General features: G+C 64.9%; 17 protein-coding genes. 9 read left to right on the top strand and 8 right to left on the bottom strand.

Annotation, left to right across the window (positions count from 1 at the left end; all coding sequences use genetic code 11):
* Positions 1-8 precede the first annotated feature (8 nt).
* Complete coding sequence (locus tag AC5JDC_RS25475; protein WP_495845754.1) at positions 9-1,037, top strand: LacI family DNA-binding transcriptional regulator; 1,029 nt, start codon at positions 9-11, stop codon at positions 1,035-1,037.
* Here AC5JDC_RS25475 and AC5JDC_RS25480 read toward each other — a convergent pair.
* Complete coding sequence (locus AC5JDC_RS25480; protein WP_495845756.1) at positions 1,000-2,016, bottom strand: hypothetical protein; 1,017 nt, start codon at positions 2,014-2,016, stop codon at positions 1,000-1,002. The genes AC5JDC_RS25475 and AC5JDC_RS25480 overlap by 38 nt on opposite strands.
* A gap of 68 nt (positions 2,017-2,084) precedes the next feature.
* Positions 2,085-3,080 (bottom strand): arabinan endo-1,5-alpha-L-arabinosidase, encoded by a 996-nt coding sequence (locus tag AC5JDC_RS25485; protein ID WP_495845758.1) that lies wholly within the window; start codon positions 3,078-3,080, stop codon positions 2,085-2,087.
* A gap of 437 nt (positions 3,081-3,517) precedes the next feature.
* On the opposite strand from AC5JDC_RS25485, the gene AC5JDC_RS25490 reads away from it, so the two are divergent.
* On the top strand, positions 3,518-4,732 hold the full coding sequence (locus tag AC5JDC_RS25490; protein ID WP_495845760.1) for a lytic murein transglycosylase: 1,215 nt from the start codon (positions 3,518-3,520) through the stop codon (positions 4,730-4,732).
* 167 nt (positions 4,733-4,899) lie between these two features.
* Here the strand turns inward: AC5JDC_RS25490 and AC5JDC_RS25495 are convergent, their stop codons facing one another.
* The 6 genes from AC5JDC_RS25495 to AC5JDC_RS25520 all read right to left on the bottom strand — a co-directional run bounded on the left by AC5JDC_RS25495 (position 4,900) and on the right by AC5JDC_RS25520 (position 11,638).
* On the bottom strand, positions 4,900-6,033 hold the full coding sequence (locus tag AC5JDC_RS25495; protein ID WP_495845762.1) for a glycoside hydrolase family 172 protein: 1,134 nt from the start codon (positions 6,031-6,033) through the stop codon (positions 4,900-4,902).
* Positions 6,034-6,035: 2 nt separating this feature from the next.
* Entirely contained in the window at positions 6,036-7,205 is a 1,170-nt protein-coding gene (locus AC5JDC_RS25500) for a glycoside hydrolase family 172 protein (RefSeq protein WP_495845764.1), read from the bottom strand.
* 50 nt (positions 7,206-7,255) lie between these two features.
* Positions 7,256-8,092 (bottom strand): carbohydrate ABC transporter permease, encoded by an 837-nt coding sequence (locus AC5JDC_RS25505; RefSeq protein ID WP_495845766.1) that lies wholly within the window; start codon positions 8,090-8,092, stop codon positions 7,256-7,258.
* Entirely contained in the window at positions 8,085-9,023 is a 939-nt protein-coding gene (locus AC5JDC_RS25510) for a carbohydrate ABC transporter permease (protein WP_495845768.1), read from the bottom strand. The genes AC5JDC_RS25505 and AC5JDC_RS25510 overlap by 8 nt, the downstream gene beginning before the upstream one ends.
* A gap of 185 nt (positions 9,024-9,208) precedes the next feature.
* The gene (locus tag AC5JDC_RS25515) at positions 9,209-10,549 is read right to left on the bottom strand and encodes an ABC transporter substrate-binding protein (RefSeq protein WP_495845770.1); all 1,341 of its coding nucleotides are present in this window, start codon (positions 10,547-10,549) and stop codon (positions 9,209-9,211) included.
* An 84-nt stretch (positions 10,550-10,633) separates the two neighbouring features.
* Positions 10,634-11,638 (bottom strand): LacI family DNA-binding transcriptional regulator, encoded by a 1,005-nt coding sequence (locus AC5JDC_RS25520; RefSeq protein WP_495845772.1) that lies wholly within the window; start codon positions 11,636-11,638, stop codon positions 10,634-10,636.
* Between the two features lie 288 nt (positions 11,639-11,926).
* Here AC5JDC_RS25520 and AC5JDC_RS25525 point away from each other — a divergent pair, with 288 nt between their 5' ends.
* From AC5JDC_RS25525 to AC5JDC_RS25555, 7 genes are all read left to right on the top strand, one after another.
* A complete protein-coding gene (locus tag AC5JDC_RS25525; protein WP_495845774.1) occupies positions 11,927-13,180 on the top strand; it encodes an ABC transporter substrate-binding protein in 1,254 nt (417 codons plus the stop codon).
* A gap of 78 nt (positions 13,181-13,258) precedes the next feature.
* Positions 13,259-14,155 carry a carbohydrate ABC transporter permease gene (locus AC5JDC_RS25530; RefSeq protein ID WP_495845776.1) on the top strand — a complete coding sequence of 299 codons (897 nt, stop codon included), beginning with the start codon at positions 13,259-13,261 and terminating at the stop codon, positions 14,153-14,155.
* Positions 14,156-14,160: 5 nt separating this feature from the next.
* Positions 14,161-15,015 carry a carbohydrate ABC transporter permease gene (locus tag AC5JDC_RS25535; RefSeq protein WP_495845778.1) on the top strand — a complete coding sequence of 285 codons (855 nt, stop codon included), beginning with the start codon at positions 14,161-14,163 and terminating at the stop codon, positions 15,013-15,015.
* A 15-nt stretch (positions 15,016-15,030) separates the two neighbouring features.
* Positions 15,031-17,586: a GH116 family glycosyl-hydrolase gene (locus AC5JDC_RS25540; RefSeq protein WP_495845780.1), complete on the top strand. Its 2,556-nt coding sequence runs from the start codon at positions 15,031-15,033 to the stop codon at positions 17,584-17,586.
* A gap of 2 nt (positions 17,587-17,588) precedes the next feature.
* A complete protein-coding gene (locus AC5JDC_RS25545; protein WP_495845782.1) occupies positions 17,589-18,707 on the top strand; it encodes an ABC transporter ATP-binding protein in 1,119 nt (372 codons plus the stop codon).
* A 143-nt stretch (positions 18,708-18,850) separates the two neighbouring features.
* Positions 18,851-19,930: a glycoside hydrolase family 183 protein gene (locus tag AC5JDC_RS25550; protein WP_495845784.1), complete on the top strand. Its 1,080-nt coding sequence runs from the start codon at positions 18,851-18,853 to the stop codon at positions 19,928-19,930.
* Positions 19,931-20,062: 132 nt separating this feature from the next.
* The gene (locus tag AC5JDC_RS25555; protein WP_495845786.1) at positions 20,063-22,084 is read left to right on the top strand and encodes a putative bifunctional diguanylate cyclase/phosphodiesterase; all 2,022 of its coding nucleotides are present in this window, start codon (positions 20,063-20,065) and stop codon (positions 22,082-22,084) included.
* Positions 22,085-22,172: the final 88 nt, after the last annotated feature.

The following is a 22,172-nucleotide window of genomic DNA, read 5'->3' on the forward strand; positions in this document are numbered from 1 at the left end:
GGGAAGTGGTGGCAAAGCGGCCGACGATGATCGAGATCGGTGAGCGTGCGGGGGTCTCGCAGGCCACGGTGTCGCTCGTCCTGAACCGGGTGCCGAATGCGCGCGTGGCCGAGGCGACGCGGATCCGGGTGATCGAGGCCGCCGAGGCGCTCGGCTACCGCAAGGGCCCGCAGCACCACGTGCCCGAGAACAAGACGCGGGTGATCGGTCTCTTGCTCGATGAGGTCAGCACCACGCCTTTCGCTACCCCGTTCATCGAAGGGGCCCGCGAGGAAGCGGCGCTGCAGGATGTGGTGGTCGCCACCTTCTCGACCCGCTCCGACCCCAAGCTCGAGAGTCTCGCGCTCGACATGCTGCTCAGCAACCAGATCATCGGCGTGCTCTATGCGAGCCTTGTCACCCGGCCGGTCGAGGTGCCGGAGCGGCTGCGCGATGTGCCCACCGTGCTGCTCAACTGCTACGACAGGAAGCGCTACTACCCCTCGGTGGTGCCGGCAGACGTCACCGGCGGCTATGGGGCGACCGAGGCGCTGCTGAAGGCCGGGCACCGCCGCATTGCCCATCTCGCCGGCGAAAGCTGGATCGAGGCGGCCGACGACCGCGAGCGCGGCTATCGCCAGGCGCTTGCCTCATGGGACGTGCCGGTGGACGAAGAGCTGATCATGCGCGGCGGTTGGACCATCCATGGCGGGCGCGACCTGACCGCCAGGCTGCTCGACATGCCCAATCCGCCGACCGGCATCTTTGCCTTCAACGACCGTATGGCGGTGGGCGCCTACGATGCGTTGCGGGCCCGCGGGCTGCGGGTGCCGCAGGACATGTCGATCGTCGGCTTCGACGACGAGGACACCAGCATGTACCTCGATCCGCCGCTGTCCACCGTGGTGCTGCCGCATGAGGAGATGGCGCGCTGGGCCGTGGGCACGCTGCTCGACGAGCAACTGCCCGCCGCCTCGCCGCGACGGGTGAAGATCGAGTGCCCGCTGATCAGCCGCGGCTCTATCGGGCCGGTGCCGGTGCGGGCTGCGGCCGAGTAGCGCGCCGCAGCGTCTCCCACACCCACCAGCCGACTGACAGCACGACGAGCACGCCGACCGTCACCAGAGCCGCGATCAGCGTGGTGCGCACCGGCTTGCCGATGAAATAGCGGGTGGCGAAGAAGCCGATATTGGAAAGCACCAGGAAGCTCAGCACGTGCCGGCCGGGTGTCAGCAGCAGGCTGGGGATGCCGATCCGCGCCGCGATGAAGCGGCAGAGCGCGAGATAGCCGAGCAGCAGCGCCGCCGGGCCGGCGATCCACAGGATGGTGGGCGGGAAGCGGTTGGGGAACTGCCCGGTCTGGAGCGTTACCCAGTAGAGATAGCCGGTAATGGCCAGCGCCGGGATGAAGTGCCAGGCCCGCACCGGATGGCTGCCGTACCAGATGCCGACGAGGAACCAGGGCAGGTAGGGGAGCAACGGGAAATTGGCGAAGCCGGTATGGCTGACCAGCGTCGGCAGCAGCGGGACGATGGCGCCGGTGGTGTAGAAGGTGGTGGCGAGGCAGGCCGCAGTGGCGACGAGCAGCAGCCACGGGTTGCGGCCGATTGCCAGCAGGGCAGGGCGCGCCACGAGCGTCAGCAGCGACAGGATGAAGAAGGTGGCGAGGAACTCGCTCCAGCCGAACAGCCGCTGCATGGTGAGGACGTCGGTGATCAGCTGCAGATCGAGCTTCTTGCGGTCGACCAGCAGGGCGAAGGCGAAGGACGAGGCGTAGACGGCGAGGAGCAGCAGCAGCGAGGGCCGCAATTGCCGCCAGAGGCTGCGCTGCCGGCCCTCCGGCTTGGGCAGGCCGAGCCCGATGCCGAAGGCGAAGAGGAACCCCGAGAAGCTGACGAGGTTGGCGTACTCGGCGAACATCGCCGCCTCGGGCCTGGCCCGGAAGGTGATGAGCTGGATGACATGCGCGCCGATCATGCCGATGACCAAGAGGGTCTTCATGAGGTCGAGGTCGGCGAGGCGGGGGGAGGTTTTCACGATCGGTTCGGTTCCTTGGCAGGCTAGTGGGGTCGGTCGAAAACCCGATTGCCGGATTTTGCGGCCGTTTACTCCGGCAGCGCATCAAGCTCCGGCCAGCCATCGGCAGTCCATCGGAGCGGCGAGAGCTGGAGTTTCGATACCCCCAGATCATCCCCGTCGTAATAGTGGTAGGCGAGCATTTCGCCCTTTGAGGTGACGATGGCCTCCTGGCCGCCTGGGCCGATGAAGCGGCCGGTCTTGCCGAGCAGCAGCGTGCCGCCGCCCTGCAGCATCGGCTTGCTGTCGCGATCGAGATAGGGGCCGGTCACCTCGTCGGCGCGGCCGACCCGCATGTTGTAGGTGCTGTCGACGCCCTTGCAGCACTGGTCGAACGATACGAACAGGTAGAACTTGCCTGCGTGCTCGAGGATGCTGGTCGCTTCGATGCCGGCGCCCTGGCGCGAGGCGAGATCGTAGGTCGGCGTGTCTAGCGTTAGCAGCATGCCGGTCGCCGGATCGAGTTGCCTGAGCTTGATGCCGTCCCAGAACGAGCCATAGGCAAGAAAGGCGCGGCCATCGCCCAGGTCGATGCGCCAGGGGTCGATGGCGTTCCAGTTGTCCTTGCCGTTGGATTTGAGCACCAGCCCCTGATCCTCCCAGCCTTCGCCGGGCTTGTCAGGATCGAGTGCGGCATTGGTCATCAGCCCGATGGCGCTGGTGTTGATGCCGAACGAGGACACCGAATAGTAGAGGTTCCAGGTGTCACCGTGCCTGCTGACCGAGGGCGCCCAGATGTTGAGCGACTGGTAGCCGAGTTCCTGCCGCTCCCATTTCGGCACGCCCTTGCCGATCGAGCCGGCATCGGTCCAGGCAATGCCGTCGGGCGAGGTCTTGGCGCGGATGGCGCCACGATAGAGCCCGCCCTCCTGCCCGGTCTGGAAGGCGACGAACTTGCCGTCGATTTCGATGACGGTGGGGTCATGGATCTTCACGTCGCCGGTGAGGGTCGGCTGTAGCTCGGCGGCGAGCGCCGGGGCTGCAAGGCCAAGCAGCAGCACGGCCAGCGCAAGGGGTCGGGACATCGCACTCCTCCGACGCGATGAAAGGGCAGCACGCATCCCAGAGATTGGCGGCGAGTGTCAACGCTGTCGGCATTGCTTTGCGCAACTCCAGCGCCCCACCGCACTCCGCTACCCACACCGGCGTCATTCCCGCGCAGGCGGGAACCCAGCGGGATGCCGCACCGCAAGTGGAGGCTGAGAGATCCCACCAGGTTCCCGCCTGCGCGGGAATGACGACGGCGGATTGGGGCACCAAAGTGCACCACCCCGCGCTCCCTTCGGCGCCATCACCCCAACCGATCGCGCGATCGGTCCAGCATCGATCACGCGAATGCGATCACGTGGGTAACGCGATCTTAATTTCGTTGCGGAGAATAGCGACAAACCGTCGGCTATTTGTGCCGGCAGATTGGCCCAGCGTTTTACCCGGGCCTTACCTCTTGTGCAGAGGCATGTTCATGTACCGCGTAAACAAGCCCATCGAATTCTCTGTTTCCCGTCGTAGTTTTGGTATCGGCGCCGCAGCGCTGATCGCTTCTTCGGCATTCACGCCGGCCTTTGCCAGCGTCGGTGGTTTTGTCGACCAGACCTGGCAGCGCGCCAAGGCGCGGGGGGTGTCGAAGCGGGTGTTCGATATCGCCATGGGCGATTTCAAGCCGATCGGCTCGGTGCTCGAGTTGAGCAAGAAGCAGCCCGAATTCGTCTCCACCGCCGCCGACTACGTCAACAAGCGGGTCAGCGACACGCGCATCGGCACCGGCCACGAGATGCGTGGCGAATGGGCCAAGACGCTGAAGGCGGTGAGCGAGCGCTATGGCGTGCAGGGCGAGATCATCCTCGCCATCTGGGGCATCGAGACCAATTTCGGCGGGTTTCTCGGCGGCACCAATACGGTGCATGCGCTGGCAACGCTCGCCTATGGCGGCTATCGCGCCGATTTCTTCGGCGCCGAGCTGATCACCTCGCTCGAAATCCTCGAGGGCGGGCATGTGCGCGCCAAGGACATGGTCGGCTCGTGGGCCGGCGCCATGGGCCTGCCGCAGTTCATGCCCTCGAGCTTCATGAAATACGCTGTCGACTTCAAGGGTGATGGCCACAAGGATATCTGGGGCTCGGTCCCCGACGCGCAGGCCTCGATCGCGAACTACCTGAAGTCGTTCGGCTGGCGGCCAGGGGAAACCTGGGGTTACGAGGTAAAGCTCGCACGCGACTTCAACTACCAGAATGTCTGGCAGGGCATCACGGCGAGCCTGGGCGATTGGAGCGGGGTCGGCGTCAGCCGGGCCAACGGCAAGCCGTTCCCGCGCGCCAGCGATACCGCCCGGCTCTATATGCCGATGGGCGGCAACGGGCCGGTGTTCGCCGTGCTGCCGAATTTCGGAGTGATCAAGCGCTACAATAATTCCGACAGCTATGCGCTGGCGGTGGGGCATCTCGCCGACCGGATCATCGGCGGCAAGGGCTTCATGGTGCCGTGGCCGAACGACACCGCGCTCAACGCCGATGGGCGCAAGCAGGTGCAGGCCAAGCTGTTGAAGAAGGGCTATGAGATCGGCAAGCCGGATGGCGAGATCGGGCCGAAGACCCGCGCCGCGGTGATCGACTGGCAGACCCGCGCCGGGCTGCTGCCGGATGGGCACGTGTCGGGGAATTTGCTAAACGCGCTCAGTTAGCGGTGCTGACTTGATGGCCGACGCGGGCTGACCCCACCCCTGTCCCCTCCCCCTAAGAATGGGGAGGGAGACCCTCACACTGTTATCGAGGCTAACGTCTCCCTCCCCCTGTTTGAGGGGGAGGGGACAGGGGTGGGGGTCGGCTCGCACCGGCCCCGAAGCCACCCTCAAATCACCTCGAGATAGTCGCGTCCCGGCAGCGCTTCGAACGGCGCTGTGGGGAGCGTCTGGTACCAGAAGGCGACCGAGGCGATGTCGTCCTGCAGCGGCAGGTAGCGGCGGGTGTTGCGGTTTTCGGTGCGCCAGCCCAGCGCCTGGATGGTGACCTTGAGATCGCTCTCGAAGCGGATCGGGTCATTGAGGTGCCAGCGATACATGCCGAAGCGGGTCTGGCTGCGATAGGTGCCGTCGGGGCGCAGGACCTGCGGCAGGCCGGCATAGGGCGTCGAGAACTCGCGGTAGCGGCTGTCCATGGTGGCATCGACCACGCCGCCGTCGAAATTGTAGGCGCCGCAGAAATAGTCCTCGGTGCCGGTGCCGCAGATGGTGGGGAACTGTTTGTCCCCATCCATGAAGAACTTGATCTCGCCTTCGCCCCACCAGCCGGAATTGTTCACGCCCCAGGCCATGTAGGTGCCGACATAGTGCCCGCGGCCTTTGATGCCGTCGAGGATGGTGTAGTCGGTGCCATAGGGCAGGGGGTTGGTGCGGCGGAACTTGGCGTGGAAATAGGCCGCGTCCTCCGGCACCTCGGTCAGGGTGTAGTTGATCTGGTAGTAGATGATGCCGAAATCGTCGGGGTCGGTGTTCTCAATCTCGATGCGGGCGGCCTTCCTGAACGGCATTTCCCAGTAGCAGTTGAAGGCGCGGCCGGGGTTGACGCAGACGGCGAGCGAGTTGATCTGAGCGAACTGCCCCCAGCCCATGCAGAAGAAATCGCCGAGCGGCGCTTCGACCGAGGGGTTCTCCTGGTCGTCCCACCACATGCGGATGATCAGGCTGCGCCAGCGCAGGTTCGCCGTGGTCAGCCAGATCTGCTGGATGGCGCCCATGCCCTCGATATCGGCGAGGACGCGGGTCTCGCCCGGCTCGATCCGGATCGAGGGCGATACCTTCCAGCCCTGGCCGTTGCCGTCGGGGCCGAGCCCCTTGGCGTGCACGGCGCCGGTGCCTTCGGTGGCCATGCCACCCTTGCCCTTTTCGCCGGTGAAGTTCTCCGGCGAGATCGAGCGGGTCTTGGCCGGCGACAGCCGGTAGAGGTTATGCAGCCCGACGCCGAGTCCGTTGAAAGGCGTAGTCATGTTCATTGTCCCTGGAATGGATAGCGGAAATGGGGGATGCGCTCGGCGACCGGCGGCAGCGGATCGAACGGCTTATGCGGCTCCTGCTGATACCAGAACGCCACCGATGAGATGTCGTCGGAGCGGCCATTGGCGTGGCCGTGCTCGATGGTGACCCGGATGCGCTGCTTGAAGATCAGCGGATCCTCGATGTGCCAGCGGTAGAGCGTCACTGGTTCGGTCCAGTTCGGGCCGCCGCCGGCGATGATGCCGTGGTAGGGCGCCGAATATTCCTGAGTGGGGCACCAGGCGGTGTTGAAATAATCCTCGGTACCGGTGCCATGCAGCGTCGGCGGCCACTGGTCGTTGGCGCCCGACGCGCTTTCGGGGCGCGGTTCGATCAGCGCCGCCTTGGGGCCGATGCGCGGATCGGGCTTGCGCACCGTGTCGGGCACCGCGAGGCCGGGGGCGCCGTCGATCCAGATCATGTCGTCACCTTCGCCGTACCAGTCCCACTGGCGCGACAGGCGCTGCGACTGCACGGAGAACAGCACGCCCACGTAATGCCCGTGACCCTCGGCATCGAGGATCACATAGTTGCGCTTGCCGTCGACATTCTCGCCGCCGAACAGATGCTGCTCGTTGGTCTTGCCAACCTCGCTGACCCCTTCGGGCCGATCCTGCCGGTACTGGGCGTGGAAGCGCCCCATGCCGTCTTCGAGCCGGTCGTGCAGCTCGAGATCGACATAGTAGTAGAACAGCAGGTCGACGTCGGACTCGTTGGTGATGGTCAGCCGCATCGAGGTGCCGAACGGCATCGGGAAGTAGCAGTTGAAGGCCTTGCCATCCTCAGGGCTCGCCTGCACCGGCAGCGAGGCGAAGTTCTTCGTCCTGGCATGACCCATGCCGAAGAAATCGCCGATCGGGGCTTCGACGCTCGGTTCGGTCTCGCCATCCCAGTAGGCGCGCAGCACGATCTTCCTGAGATAGTGGTCGGCCGAAGAGGCGAGGGTTGCCCAGATATGGGTGATGATGCCGGCGCCCTGGTGCTCGGCGATCACGATGGTCTTGCCCGGTTCGATGTGCAGCCGGTCGTCATTGCCGCCGGTGCGGTCGTAGCTCGAAAAGCGCCGGCTGCGTGCATCGCGCAGCTTGGCTAGTCCCCGTAGCGGTGAGAGGCCCGCATTGGTCATAGAAATCTCCTTGGGACCTATTTGAGGCCGCTGGTCTTTGCATGGTCGGCCTACTTCAGGCCGCTGGTCTTGATGGAGTCCATGATCTGCTTCTGGAAGATCACGAACAGCACCAGCATCGGCACCGCGACGATGGTCGAGGCGGCCATGGTGTAGTTCCAGCTGGCGGCGTACTGGCTCTTGAAGTTGGCGATGGCCACCTGCACCACCCAGAGATTGGGGTCGGAGGCGACGGTGAGCGGCCAGAGGAACGAGTTCCAGTTGGCGAGAAAGAACAGGATGGCCAGCGCCGCGATGATCGGCCGGCTCAACGGCAGGATGACGCTGGTGTAGATGCGCCAGTAGCCGGCGCCGTCGATCACGGCGGCTTCCTCCAGCTCCTTGGGCAGCGACAGGTAATACTGGCGGAGCAGGAAAATGCCGAAGGCGTTGAAGATCGCCGGGATGATCAGGCCCGAATAGGAGTTCAGCATGCCCATCGCGCGGACGAGGATGAACAGCGGCACGATGATCACCGGCAGCGACACGAGGAAGGTCGAGAACATGGCGAGGAACACCGCCTCGCGCCCGGGGAACTTCAGCCGCGCCAGGGCGTAGCCGGCCATGGTGTGGAAGAACAGGGCGACCACCGTCACCACGGCGGAGATGACGAAGGTGTTGATCAGGTAGCGCCAGAACGGCACCTCGGTCAGCACGTAGACGAAGTTGTCGAGCACCGGCTTGGTTGGAATGAGGTTCGACTTGAACACCTCGGTCGGACCCTTGAAGGCGATCGACAGCATGTAGAGCAGCGGGAAGATCGCCATCAGGGCGAGCACCACCGTCACCAGCATCCACACCAGCCGGACGACGTTCGCCTGCGAACGGGAGAGCGTTGCACTACTCATAATCGAACCGTCCGCCGCGGGTGAGCAAGAAGAAGAACACGGTGACCACCATCAGCAGCACGACGAGGAGTGTCGCCAGCGCCGCGGCATAGCCGAAGGCGGAGTACTGGAAGGCCTGCTGGTAGATGTAGCTGATCAGCAGCGCCGTCGAGTTGGCGGGACCGCCCTTGGTCATCACGTAGATCAGGTCGAAAGCCTGCGCGCCGGTGATGGCGGCGACCGCCGAGACCAGCAGTACGAAGAAGCTGGTCGGGCGCAAGAGGGGCAGGGTGATGAACCAGAAGCTCTGGGTGGCGCTGGCGCCATCGATGCGCGCCGCCTCGTAATATTCCTTGGGGATGTCCTGCAGGCCGCCGAGGAAGATCAGCATGTAAAAGCCCATCAGGAACCACACCGCCGCCAGCGTCACGGTGAAGAGCGCGAGGTTGGGGTCGCCGAGGAAGGAGATGCCGCCCAGCCCGATCGAGGCGGCAAAGCGGGTGAGCACGCCCAGCTTGTCGACCACCATCAACTGCCAGACCAGGGCCACGACGACGAGGCTGACCATCTGCGGCGCGAAGAACATCGAGCGCATGACGGTGTTGAACTTGCTGGTGCGCTGCACCAGCAGCGCGAGGCCGAGCCCGGTGACGTAGAGCAGGGGCACCAGCATCAGGGTGAACTGGCCGGTGACGCGCAGCGACGACCAGAACAGCGGGTCGATCCACATCTTGGTGTAGTTGGCGAGCCCGACGAACTTGAAGCCGCCGAAGCCATCGACCTCGAACACCGAGATGCCGAGCGCCAGCAGCATCGGCAGGCCGATGAACAGCATCAGGCCGATGGCGTCGGGCGCGACGAACAGCACGCCGGCGATCGCCTCGCGCTGTCGGGTGGTGAGCCGGATGGCAGCGGGTTTTGCGCCCGCTGCCGTGGTGGTGATGTCAGTCACTGGTCTGTCCTTGGTCCTTCACCGGGCTTGCGGCTCCCCTCCCCCTTGAGGGGAGGGGCTGGGGGTGGGGGTGGTGAGGCGATCTCGGTGGTGACTGCACCACCCCCTCCCTCAATCCCTCCCCTCAAGAGGGAGGGAGGCGGTGTGGGACAATCTGTTCCACACCGCCAACTCCGCCGCACCCGTTACAGGATCGGCGCGCCCGAGTACGACGCGAGGAAGGCGTCGAGCTGCTGGCTGGCGGCAGTGGCCGTCGCCTGCGGGTCGGCGCCGCCGAGCTGGGTCTGCTGGATGGCGTCGGAGATGATCTTGTAGACCTCCGGCGGCACTCGCGGTTCGGCCCGGGTGCCCGGATGGATCTGGGTCCCGAAGATCCCCATATTGCCCTTGTTGAAGGCATCGCCACCGGCCGTCAGCGCCGAGTTGCGCGGCGGCATGTCGGACTTTGCTACCGTGCACCAATCGACCACGCGCTGCACCGAATCCGGCGCCATCGAGGCCAAAGCCCAGGCAATGAACTTCGCTGCGGCTTCCGGGTTCTTGCCCTTGGAGTTGGCGACGAAGGCCCAGCCGCCACCGACGGTGACGTACTTGCCGCCCGTCGGCACCGGCAGCTTGAAGATGCCGTAGGGAACGTCGGGCGCGTTGTTGTCCATCGCCGAGATGCCCCAGATGCCGACATTCTGCATGGCGCAGTAACCGGAGCCGAGGTTGGCGACGATATCGCCGCCGCCACCGCCGAGCATCTGGCGCGGCGCGGCGCCGGAATTGACCGCATCCTGCCAGAACTTCAGCGCCTGCACGGTTGCCGGCGAGTCGAAGGCCGACTTGCCTTCAGCCGACTGGAACTCGCCGCCGCCCTGCCACATGAACGGGTACCAGGTGAAATTCTGGTAGTAGCCCGGGTTGGTTTCGAACAGCACGCCGTAGCGCTCGGCCGTGGTCAACTTCTTGCCCACTTCGAGCAACTGGTCCCAGGTCTGGGGCACGTCGTTCTCGTTGAGCCCGGCCTCTTCGAACGCCTTGACCGAGTAGTAGAAGGCCATCGGCTCGACTTCCATCGGCACGCCGTAGATCTTGCCGTCGACCATGCGGTTGGCGATGACGCTTTCGGGGAAATCGGCGCGCGCCGCTTCCTCGATCGCCGGCGTCAGGTCCTGCAGCACGCCGCCATTGTAGTAGCGCAGGAAATCGCCGGGCGAGATGATGAAGATGTCCGGGCCCTGGCCCGAGGCGAACGAGGTCGCCAGCTTGGTGCCGCCGATATATTCGGAGCCCACCACATACTCGAGCGCCACCTGTTCGGACTGCGTGGCGTTCCAATCGGCCACCATCTTCACGAACCAGTCGACCTGCGGCTTCACATCGCCGCCCGGGGCATAGAACTGCCAGAAGCTGAGCGTATTGTCCTGGGCGAACGCCTTGCCGGCGAACGGCAATGCGAGGCCGGCAGCGCCCAGTGCGGCGCCACCCTTGAGGATGGACCGGCGGGACCATCCCGACGGCATGTTGGACGTATGAGTCATTCACTCCTCCCTGGAGCTTTGGTGTTGTCGTCCGGAACGCGGCCACCTCCCCCGAAACGGCCGCGCTAGTTTTCCTTCGTTCGGCTAGGCCGACTCGAAGATGCGCAGCGCACAGGGGATGACCTCGGTGCGCGGCGGGCCGTCGAACTTGCCGTTGAGGCGTTCGAGCAGCATTTCGACGGCGCGCCTCGCCAGCGCGCCTGGGTTCTCGCCGGCCCGGGTGAGGTTGGGCCTCACATACTCGAGCTGCGGCAGGTCGCCGAAAATGGCGACGGCAATGTCGTCGGGGACGCGGACGCCCTGATCGTGGAACTCGGCCAGCGTCCCCATCGCCATCAGGTAGTTGCCGATGAACACGGCGGTCGGCTTGTCCTCGCCGCTCAGCTCGGCGATCCACTGCGCCGCCTCGCGGCCGGAGGGCGGCAGGTAAGTGCCGGTGTAGCGCTGGGACTTCTTGACCTTGACCTTGTGGTCCCTGAGGGCCTGCTCGAAGCCGTCGGCGCGGGCCATGGCGGACTCGAAGTTCTCCGGCCCGGTGATCTGCACCACCGTCTTGTGCCCGCGTTCGGCAAAGTGCTTGCCGACCATGTAGCCGCCGCCATAGTCGTCGACCTTGACGCTGTCGACGGCGTGGCTGGCGAGCTGGCCGATGAACACCGCCGGGGTATCGAGCCTCGAGAGCTCCTCGTTGATGCCGTGCAGCGCGAAATCGCCGACCAGCAGGCCATCGACGCGCTTCTTGTTAAGCTGGCGCAGGTAATCGCGGCCATGCGTCTGCCAGTTCCCGCCCGGCACGTCGGTATTGTAGATCAGCGCGTCGAGCCCGGCTTCCTCGAGCGCCGCCTGCGCCGCCTTCACCATCTCGGTGTAGAACGGGTTGCCGATATCGGGGATCAGCATGGCGATCAGGTTGGTGCGCCCGGTCCTCAGACTCTTGGCCTGCGGGTTGGGCGAATAGCCGAGTTCATCGATCGCCGCCTGCACCTTTTCGCGCAGCGGTTTCGATACCCGATTGGCGTGGTTGATGACGTGCGAGACCGTGGTCCGCGATACGCCTGCCCGCTCGGCAACCTTTGAGATCGTGCTCATGGCGGCAACGGCTAGCACCAAACGAAAGACGCATGCAAATGGATTTGTGAATGCATTTGCAAATCCATTCACAACTGTTACGTTCGGCATCGCCAGAAGACGGGGACAACCCCGCGACGGGAGAAATATCCAAGCGCCTACAATGGTTTAATCGCCACGCTCGATAACCGGACGCCGTTTTTTGGCGGTTCTCGGAGCGGAAACGATATTTTCAACGCGGAGGCGGCGAAAACGCCGCGATCCAGCACCGGCGAAGCTTTGTCGAAACGCCGGACAGAGGAGGGATGAATGAAGAAACTCTTGGCAGCCCTGCTGCTCACCGCCGGGCTGGTGGCGCCGGCGCTGGCGCAATCGGATGAAGCCGGCAAGCTGCGGCTGATGACCTTCGGCGGTGAAGCGCAGCTCAAGTCGACGCAGGACGCAGTGGCGCGCTTCAACCAGAAATATCCCAATGTCGAGGTCGAGATCGGCGTCGATGCGGTGGGTGGCGGCTGGGGCGATTTCGTCTCGCGCGTCTTGCAGCAATACAATGCCGGCGAGCAGTATGACGTCTATCACACAGCGGTCGAGACGCTGCAGAGCTTTGCCGCGCGCGACCTGTTCTTGCCCCTCGACGATTTCATCGCCTCGGGCGACTTCTCCGACTTCGACGCCAAGCTGTTCGACCTGACCAAGTACAAGGGGAAGACCTACTTCATCCCCTCGACCTGGAACAACATCATGACGAACTACAACCGTGCGCTCTTCGCCGAGGCCGGTATCCCTGCACCCAGCAAGACCTGGACGTGGGACGAGTTCGCCGCCATTGCCGAAAAGCTGACCAAGCGCGACGCCAACGGCAACGTCACCCAGTTCGGCTACGAAGTGCCGGCCTTCTTCTTCGGGCTGATGCCGTGGTTCCTGTCGAACGGCACTTCGCCGGTCACGGCGGACTGGTCGGCCTCCAACATGAAGGACCCCAAGGTCGCCGAGACGCTGCAGTTCCTCTACGACCTGATCCACACAAAGAAGGTTTCGCCGGTGCCGGGGCAGGAGGGCGTCGAGAACCAGTTCTTCGCCGGCCAGATCGCCATGATCTCCAGGGGACACTGGATCGTGCAGAACGCCATTGCGAGTAAGCTCGACATGGATATCGCGGTGCAGCCGGGCAAGGTGAGCAACGACACCGTCATCGGCTTCGGCGCCTATGGCATCTCGTCCAAGGCGCAGAACCCCAAGCTCGCCGAGGCGCTGGTCACCGAACTCCTGAGCTATGAGACCCAGGTGGCAGAGGGCGATCTCGGCGGCGCCGTGCCGGGCCGCAAGTCGGCGGCCGAGACCGAAAACTTCCTGAAGTTCCCGCCGTCGGCGCCGCTCTACTACGAGACGCTGCCGACCACCCATGCGGTGCCGTCGCCGGCCAACTTCCAGGAAGTCGACCAGATTTTCATGCGTTACTTCAACGCCATCATGACCGACGAAATGACCATTCCTGATGCCGTCGCCAAGGCGGACCAGGAGCTGACCCGCTCGTTCGAGCGCATCAAGCGCGTCACCCAGTAGTCCTCCCCCGGACTGCCCGCGTCGGACCTTCGGGTTCGGCGCGGGCACTTTGTTTTCCTACTCCGGCCCGAGATGGTTATGGCGAAGCGACGACTCTCCGACCTCCGCAAGGCGCAGATGCAGGCGGGCTACGTCTTCGTCCTGCCCTCGATCCTGCTCTATGCGGCGTTCGTGCTGGCGCCGGTCGCCATCACTATCATCCTCAGCTTCACCTATTACGACATCAGCTTCGGCGCCGACTGGGTGGGGTTCGAGAACTATGTGCGCTTCCTCACCGAGCCGCGCTCGCTCGAGATCTTCTGGAACACGCTGCGCTTCGCCTTCCTGGCGGTGAGCTTCAACGTCGCGGTCGGGCTGATCCTGGCGCTGGCGCTGAACCGAGCGATGCCGAAAGTCCTGCTCTATTTCTTCCGCCTCGCCTTCTTCCTGCCGGTGATCATTTCGGCGGCGTTCGTGGCGGTGGTGTGGAGCTATTTCTACAGCGTCGATTTCGGCGTCATCAATTACTACCTGGCGCAGATCGGCATTGGGCAGGTGCCGTGGCTGTCGTCGTCGAAATTCGCCATGACCTCGATCGTCATCATGGATGTGTGGAAGAACACCGGCTTCTTCATGATCATCCTGATCGCGGCGCTGCAGGGCGTGCCCAAGCCGATCATGGATGCCGCCTCGATGGATGGCGCCTCGGCCTGGCGACGGTTCAGCCGCATCACGCTGCCGTTCATTTCGCCGGTGCTGTTCTTCTGCATCGTCTTCGCCTCGATCGGGGCGCTGCAGGTATTCGAGTCGATCATGATCCTCACCGGCGGCGGCCCAGGGGACTCCACCCGCTCGCTGTCGATCTACCTGGTCGACGAGGCGTTCGGCAGCTTCGAGCTCGGCTATGCCGCCGCGGTCAGCGTCATCATGATGATCCTCGTCCTCATCATCACCATCATCCAGATCATCGGCTCGCGCCGTTGGGTGCGGGAGTAGGACCCATGCAGACCAGAGCCATGCAGACGCGCGAAGCCAAGAAATGGGTCGACCGCGCCATCATCGCGGTGCTGCTGCTGATGGGCATCCTCATGCTGATGCCGTTCTTCTGGCTGTTCTCGATGTCGTTCCGACCGGCCGCAGAAGCCTACAAGATGCCGCCGAGCTTCCTGCCGCCCAGCTTCGACCTCAGCAACTATGAGACTGTGCTGGCTTCGTCAGTGCCGTTCCTGAAAATCTACTGGAACAGCCTCTATGTGGCGGTGCTGGTGACCATCGGCCAGCTCGTCACCTGCACGCTCGCCGCCTTCGCCTATGCGCGGCTCAGGTTTCCGGGGCGCGATAGCCTGTTCTTCGTCATGCTGATCGGGCTGATGTTCCCGGCGCAGGTGACGATCCTGCCGATCTACCTGGGCTATGCCAAGCTCGGGCTGCTCAATAACCCGCTGGGCCTGGTGCTGATGGGGCTCACCTCGAGCTTCGGGGTGTTCATGCTGCGCCAGTTCCTGCGCTCGCAGCCCAAGGAGTTGGAGGAGGCGGCGCTGATGGATGGCGCGGGCTACTTCAAGATCTTCTGGCGCATCTCGCTGCCGCAGCTGATGCCGGCGCTCGGGGCGCTCGCCATCATCACCTTCACCGGGGCGTGGAACGCCTATTTCCAGCCGCGGGCGCTGATCACCTCGCAGGATGCGATGACCCTGCCGATCGCGATGGACCTCTTACGCGGCTACATGAGCCAGGGGAATCTCTCGGTCGTGATGGCCGCGATGAGCATGGCCATTCTCCCCGTCGTTCTCCTTTTCCTCGTCGCCCAGAAGATGGTGATCGAGGGCGTCACTTTCTCAGGCATTCGGGCCTGACCAATGGATTTCCCCATGAGCAAGACCGACAAGCGTTTCATCTACGAGGGCGACCGCCTCGGCCATATCGCCTTTCCGCTCGGCGGCATCGGCGCCGGCGGGCTGGCATTGTCGGGCAGCGGCAGGCTGGTCGACTGGTCGATCCGCAACCGGCCGGGGCTGCAGAGCTTCAACGGTTACAGCCATTTCGCCATCAAAGCCGAGGCCGGCGGCGAGCTGCTCGATGCGCGGGTGCTGAACGGCCCCTATGAGGGGCTGCCCACCGGCTCGCCGACGACGCGGAAATTCTTCGACGGTTTTGGCTGGGGCGCCAACCGCAACACGCTGGCCGGTGTGCCGCACTTCGAGGCGACCACCTTCACGGGCACCTTCCCGGTGGCCGAGGTGGCATTCCACGACGCAACCTTCCCGGGCCGAGTGAAGCTCACGGCCTGGAGCCCGTTCATCCCCACCAACGAGCGCGATTCCTCGCTGCCGGCGGCGATGTTCGAGATCGAGGTGACCAACACCGGCAAGGCACCGATCGACTACAGCATCGGCGGCACGCTGGGGAACCACGGCTGTCAGAACGGCCGGCACAGTTTCGCCGAGGCTGATGGAGTAAAGTCGCTGCTGCTGACCGCCGCCGACGAGCTGCCGGACTGGCAGACCGGCGACGTCTCGATCGCCACCGATGCCGGCGATGTCGACCATCTCGACTACCATTTCCGCGGCCAGTGGTTCGACGATCTCAACCTGTTCTGGCGCGAGTTTGCTCGGGCCGGCCGGCTGCCGGAGCGGCGCTATGACAAGCCGCGGCTCAACAAGAACATGTTCGACCAGCCCGAGCACGGCACGCTCGCCGCCCGCGTAACCGTGGCGCCGGGGGAGACGGAGACCGTGCGGTTTGCCATCGCCTGGCATTTCCCGGTCGGGCAGGTGTATTGGCGGCCGGGGCAGGTCAACGGCGAGACCGGCACCTGGCGCAACTACTATGCGAGCCAGTGGGCGAATTCCGGCGCGGTGCTGGCCGAGGCCTTCGCGCGCTGGGACGAGCTGCGGGCGCCGACCTTTGCCTTCCGCGACACGCTGTTCGGTACCTCGCTCCCTGTCGACATCATCGATGCGGTGCAGGGAACGATGAGTATCCTGCGCACCGCGACGGTGATGCGGCTCGACAACGGCGAGCTCTGGGCCTGGGAAGGCCAGTTCACCGACGGAGGCAGTTGCGAGGGTTCATGCACCCATGTGTGGAACTACCAGCAGACGCTGCCCTACCTGTTCCCCGGGCTCGAACGCACGCTGCGCGAGACCGACTATACCTATAACCAGCTGCCGAATGGCGGGCTGACCTTCCGGCAGATCATTCCGCTCGGCTCGGCCTTCTTCCCATTGAACCCCTGCGCCGACGGCCAGTTCGGCTCGATCATCAAGACCTTTCGCGATTGGAAGATCTCCGGCGATACCGAATGGCTGAAGCGCTACTGGCCCAAGGTGAAGGCGGCGCTCGAGTATGCCTGGTCGGCCGACAACCCGGACCAGTGGGATCCGGAGCGCACGGGCATCCTGTGGGGCCGCCAGCACCATACGCTCGACATGGAGCTGTTCGGGCCCAATTCCTGGCTTTCGACCATGTATGTGGCGGCGCTGAAGGCCGGCGCCGAGATGGGCCGCGCCGCCGGTGACACCGGCTTTGCCGCCGAGCTCGACAAGATGGGGCAGGCGGGCGCCGACTACCTCAACCGCGAACTGTTCAATGGCGACTACTTCATCCAGAAGACCGACCTCGGCGACAAGGCGCTGATCGAAAAGTTCGACCATGCCGTGGGCAAGGTCGGGGTGATCGCCGACGGCTTCATGGAGACGTACTGGTCGGACGAGTACGGCCAGATGAAGTACCAGTTCAACGATGGCTGCGCGACCGACCAGATCCTCGGGCAGTGGCATGCCGATCTCGCCGGGCTCGGCAGCTTCCTCGACCCCGACAAGGTGAAGACGGCGCTGGCCTCGGCCTATCGCCACAATTATCGCGCCGACCTCAAGGGGCATTTCAACCCCTGCCGAGTGTATGCCTATGAGGATGAGGGCGGCGTGCTGATCGCCACCTGGCCAGAAGGCACCACCAAGCCGGCAGTGCCGGCGCCCTATTCGGAAGAAGTGTGGACCGGGCTCGAGTACATGCTCGCCTCGCACCTGATCTTCCGCGGTTTGACCGAGGAAGGGCTGTCGATCGTCCGCACCGCGCGGGCCCGGCACGACGGACATCGCCGTAATCCGTGGAACGAGATCGAGTGCGGCAGCTATTACGCCCGCTCGATGTCGAGTTTTGCGCTGGTCAATGCGTGGTCGGGCTTCAGCTACGATCTCACCAAGGGTGCGATCGGGTTCGATCCCAAGAAGCAGGGCGATGGCAGCTGGTTCTGGTCGGTGGGCGAGGGCTGGGGCGTGGTCAGCCGCAGCGGCAACCGGGTCCGCCTGGAAGTGCGCTACGGCAGGCTTGACCTCACGACGCTGAGCTTTGCCGGCAGCAGCGCCCGGATCGATCGCCGGCTCGGCGCGGGCGACGCCGCAGACCTGACATTGGGAGGTTGAGCATGGCGCAACTCGAGCTCAAGCAGGTTCGGAAGAGTTTCCAGAGCCTCGAAGTCATCCACGGCATCGATCTCGTCGTCGAGGATGGCAGCTTCACCGTGTTCGTCGGCCCCTCGGGCTGCGGCAAATCCACCTTGCTACGGATGATCTCGGGGCTCGAGGAAACCTCGGATGGAGAGATCTGGCTCGATGGGGTGCGCTGCGACCATCTGCTGCCGTCGGCGCGGGGGATGGCCATGGTGTTTCAGTCCTATGCGCTCTACCCGCATATGAACGTCGAGGAGAACCTGCGCTTCGGGCTCGAGAACCAGAAGCTGGCGAAACCCGAGATTGCCGCCCGCGTCGACAAGGCGGCGGAGATCCTGCAGATCAAGCACCTGCTGAAGCGCCGGCCCAACCAGCTGTCGGGCGGGCAGAGCCAGCGCGTCGCTATCGGCCGGGCCATCGTCAAGGAACCCAAGGTGTTCCTGTTCGACGAGCCGCTGTCGAACCTCGATGCCGAACTCAGGGTGAAGATGCGGTCGGAGATTTCGGCGCTGCACCGCCGCCTCGGCACCACCATGATTTACGTCACGCACGATCAGGTCGAGGCGATGACCATGGCCGACCGCATCGTGGTGCTGCGCGAAGGGGTGATCGAGCAGGCGGGCGCGCCGATCGAGCTCTATGCCCGGCCGCGCAACCAGTTCGTCGCCGGCTTCCTCGGCGCTCCGCAGATGAACTTCTTTGCCGGCAAGGTCACGGCGTCGGGCGAACGGCTCGGCGTGGCGCTCGGCGCCGGCGGGCCGACCCTCGACCTGGCGCGCCGTGAAGGGGGCGCGGCGATCGGCGATGCAGTGACCATCGGGGTGCGCCCCGAGCACCTGATCCCAACCGCCAACGGCCCGCTGGCCGTCGAGGTGATTTCGACCGAAGTGCTGGGGGCCGAAACCGTGCTGCACGGCAAGACCGCCGGCGGCGAGGCGGTTACCGCCACGATGCGCGGCATCCTTGCCACGGGGCGGGGCGACACGCTGCGCTTCGAGATCGCCGACGCCTTCACCCATGTGTTCGACGCCAAGGGGCTGACACTACAGCCGACGCGGGCGTGGACCGACGACTATATGAGGAAGATTGGCTGATGCGGATGGCCTGGAGCGAAACGACTGATGGGCCGGTGCGGGAAGAGTACCCCCACCCCTGTCCCCTCCCCGCAAGGGGGAGGGAGACCAAAACACCGGCGTCAGTGTTGGCGTCTCCTCCCCCCTTGCGGGGGAGGGACAGGGTGGGGGGTGTTCTTCCTGCACTGAACTTTGCCGCAGTTCTGGTGCTGCTCCTCGCCACCCCAGCCCTCGCCACCGACTACAGCGTCACCTCGGAAAAGGTGAAAGCGCTGACCGGCCCTAATGCGCCGGCGCCGATGAAGGGGCCGGACATCTGCGGCACGGACCTCGGCACCATGGCCGAGATCGACGGCAAGATCGTGCTCGCCTTCGGCGATACGTTCGGCTGGAACGAGAATGCCTGCATCCGCTTCGGGCCGAACTGGCGCTCCAATGTCGTCGCCTTCACTTCGGATCTCGATGCCTCCGACGGCATCGTCATCGACGACTGGGTGAAGGGCGAAGACGGCAAGGCAGTGGAGATCGCGAGGGGGGCGCACCAGGACGCGTTCAAGGGCGAGCAGACCAAGATCCCCACCGCCATGGTGGCGGTCGGCGACACGCTCTACCTGCACTACATGTCGGTGAACGGCTTCTCCTCGATGGGCGGCGTGTGGCTCTGCAACTGGTCGCGCTTCATCTCGTCGACGGATGGCGGCAAGACCTGGAGCCCCGGCCCGGACGAGTTCGGCAGCTTCAAATCGAGCTTCAACATGCTGGCGCTGTCGGCCCAGCCCGGCGTCGGCAACGAGGACGGCAAATATGTCTACGCCGTGGGCACGCCGTGCGGCCGCTTTGCCGGCGCGCGGGTTGGACGCGTGGCGGCCGACCAGGTGCTCGACACCAAAGCCTGGGAGTATTTTGACGGAGGCGGCTGGGTCAGCGATCGCGCCCAGGCCGCTGAAGTGATCAAGCCCGGCGCCGGCGAGGGTTCGCTGGTCTGGAACCCCGGGATCAAGCGCTGGATGTACACCACGCTCAACGAACTCTCCGAGACGATCGAACTGCGCTTCGCCGAGCGGCCGGAAGGGCCATGGTCGGCGCCGGAGGTACTGGCGCGCGGTTCCGACTACGCGCAGGCCTATGGCGCCTACATGACACCGTCGTGGATCTCCGAGGATGGCCTCAGCTTCTGGTTCGTGATGAGCCAGTTCGGGCCGTACAACACCTATGTGATGAAGGCGACGCTGACGCCGCGTTGAAGCGGGTCCGGTCTGCGGACGGGGCCTGCCACCGGGATCCAGAAAAAATACGGATAAATGCTGAGCAAGCTAATGCGCCGTCATTAAGTCGCGACTGGCTACCGTGCCGCACGATCAATGGTGCGGTGGTCCATGCAGAAGCGTGGCGGGCAGAAAACAGCGGACAGCAGGTCCAGCCTCAAGCTTGCCGTCGTCGCCTGGCCGTTCATCGCCATCATCGTCGTGCAGGCGTTGCTGGCGAGCTTCAGCCTGCAGATGGCGACTTCGTTGCGCGCCTACGTCGCCGGCGAAAGCCTGTGGTCCACCGGCCAGCACGACGCGATCTACTATCTCAGCCGCTATATCAGCACCGGTGAGGATGACTACCTGCAGCGCCACCGCGCCGCCCTGGCGGTGCCGCTGGCCGATCGCGAAGGCCGGCTGGCGCTGGAGGCTCAACCACCCAACCGCGCCGCTGCCGCCGCGGCGTTCCTCAGGGGCGGCAACCATGCCGAGGACGTCCCCGGGCTGATCTGGCTGTTCGAGAATTTCCGCTGGTTCAGCTACATGGCCGCCGCCATCACCACCTGGCGGGAGGCCGAGCCGCCGCTGCTGGAGCTGCAGGCGCTGGCCAACCAGGTATCCGGCATGGGCATCAGCGATCGGCTGAAGCGGCAATACTGGCAGGCGCGGCTCGATGAAATCAACGATCGGGTCACGCCGCTGACCCGCGCCTTCTCCACCTCGCTCGGCGAGGGGACGCGCTTCGTCCAGGCGGTTCTCCTCATTGCCAACCTCGCCATTGCTGCCCTGTTCGTGGTGCTGACGCTGTGGCGGCTCGACAGTTTCCTCAAGCACCGGCGGCGGATCGAGCACGAGCTCTCCTGGCGCGCCTCGCACGACGCGCTGACCAAGCTGCCCAACCGGGCGGCGTTCGAGCGGGCGGTGGAGCAGGCAATTGCCGACAGCTCAGCCACCGCCCTGCTGTTTGTCGATCTCGACCAATTCAAGGTGGTCAACGATTCCGGCGGGCACGCCGCCGGCGACGAGCTGTTGTGCATGCTGGCCGAGCGGCTACCCGAGATCCTGGGTCCGGGGGTGATGCTGGCGCGGCTGGGTGGCGACGAGTTCGGCGTGCTGCTCAGCACCGGCTCGGTCGACGAGGCGCTGATCACCGCGCATCAGCTGCGCACCACGCTGAGCGAGATGCCGTTCGTCTGGAACGACCAGCATTTCACCGTCAGCGCCAGCGTCGGCTTCGTGCGGCTCGATCGCAGCGTCGGCAACCTCGCAACGGCGCTCCGGGCTGCCGACATTGCCTGCTACATGGCCAAGGAAAAGGGCCGCAACCGCGTTCACGTCTACTCACCTGACGATGCCGAACAGGCTCAGATGGCCGGCAACATCGGCTGGGTCCGGCGGCTGCAGCGGGCGCTCGACGAGGACAGTTTCGTGCTCTACGTGCAGGATATCGTGCCGCTGTCGGCCGGGGCCGGCGACGAGCATTGCGAAATCCTGGTTCGCCTCGCCGATCGTGGCGAGCTGATCGGCCCCGGCCGCTTCATTCCGGCGGCGGAACGCTTCGGGCTGATGCCGCAGCTCGATCGCTGGGTGGTGCGGCATGCGCTCTCGACCATCGCAACGCGCATCGCGCGCGAGCCCAAACCGCACCAGCGCAGCTACGCCATCAATATCAGCGCGCCGGCCATCGGCGACGAGACCTTCCTGCCGTTCCTGAAGCAGCAGTTCGAGGCAACCGGGGTGCCGCCGCAGCTGATCTGCTTCGAGATCACCGAGACCAGCGCGGTCGCCAACCTCGAACGTGCCGCGGCGTTCATCACGGCGCTCCGCGGCATCGGCTGCAAGTTCGCGCTCGATGATTTCGGCGCCGGCATGTCGTCGTTCCACTATCTGAAGCGCTTGCCGGTGGACTTTCTCAAGATCGACGGCGGCTTCGTCAAAGCCATGCTGCTCGACCGCACCGACCGGGCGGTGGTCGAAACCATCAACCACCTGGGCCATGTCACCGGCATCAAGACGGTGGCCGAATTCGTGGAGACCGCCGACATTCTCGCGGCGCTCGAAGCCATCGGGGTGGACTACGCCCAGGGGTATTTCATGGATATCCCGAAGCCGTTTGTGGCCGAGGTGGTGGAGAAGCGGCTGTCGGCTTGACTGGGGGCTCGCAGTCGGCGTCCCTCTCCCGCTTGCGGGGGGGGGGGGCCCGCCCCTAGGCGGGGGGAGGGGGGGCCCCACGCCCGGG

It is taken from the genome of Kumtagia sp., from assembly GCF_059502445.1.

Bases quoted from the DNA above. Each gene is read 5' to 3' on its own strand.
- AC5JDC_RS25485 (WP_495845758.1), bottom strand. From the start codon at position 3,080: ATGTCCCGACCCCTTGCGCTGGCCGTGCTGCTGCTTGGCCTTGCAGCC.
- AC5JDC_RS25490 (WP_495845760.1), top strand. From the start codon at position 3,518: ATGTACCGCGTAAACAAGCCCATCGAATTCTCTGTTTCCCGTCGTAGT.
- AC5JDC_RS25495 (WP_495845762.1), bottom strand. From the start codon at position 6,033: ATGACTACGCCTTTCAACGGACTCGGCGTCGGGCTGCATAACCTCTAC.
- AC5JDC_RS25500 (WP_495845764.1), bottom strand. From the start codon at position 7,205: ATGACCAATGCGGGCCTCTCACCGCTACGGGGACTAGCCAAGCTGCGC.
- AC5JDC_RS25505 (WP_495845766.1), bottom strand. From the start codon at position 8,092: ATGAGTAGTGCAACGCTCTCCCGTTCGCAGGCGAACGTCGTCCGGCTG.
- AC5JDC_RS25515 (WP_495845770.1), bottom strand. From the start codon at position 10,549: ATGACTCATACGTCCAACATGCCGTCGGGATGGTCCCGCCGGTCCATC.
- AC5JDC_RS25520 (WP_495845772.1), bottom strand. From the start codon at position 11,638: ATGAGCACGATCTCAAAGGTTGCCGAGCGGGCAGGCGTATCGCGGACC.
- AC5JDC_RS25525 (WP_495845774.1), top strand. From the start codon at position 11,927: ATGAAGAAACTCTTGGCAGCCCTGCTGCTCACCGCCGGGCTGGTGGCG.
- AC5JDC_RS25530 (WP_495845776.1), top strand. From the start codon at position 13,259: ATGGCGAAGCGACGACTCTCCGACCTCCGCAAGGCGCAGATGCAGGCG.
- AC5JDC_RS25535 (WP_495845778.1), top strand. From the start codon at position 14,161: ATGCAGACCAGAGCCATGCAGACGCGCGAAGCCAAGAAATGGGTCGAC.
- AC5JDC_RS25540 (WP_495845780.1), top strand. From the start codon at position 15,031: ATGAGCAAGACCGACAAGCGTTTCATCTACGAGGGCGACCGCCTCGGC.
- AC5JDC_RS25545 (WP_495845782.1), top strand. From the start codon at position 17,589: ATGGCGCAACTCGAGCTCAAGCAGGTTCGGAAGAGTTTCCAGAGCCTC.
- AC5JDC_RS25555 (WP_495845786.1), top strand. From the start codon at position 20,063: ATGCAGAAGCGTGGCGGGCAGAAAACAGCGGACAGCAGGTCCAGCCTC.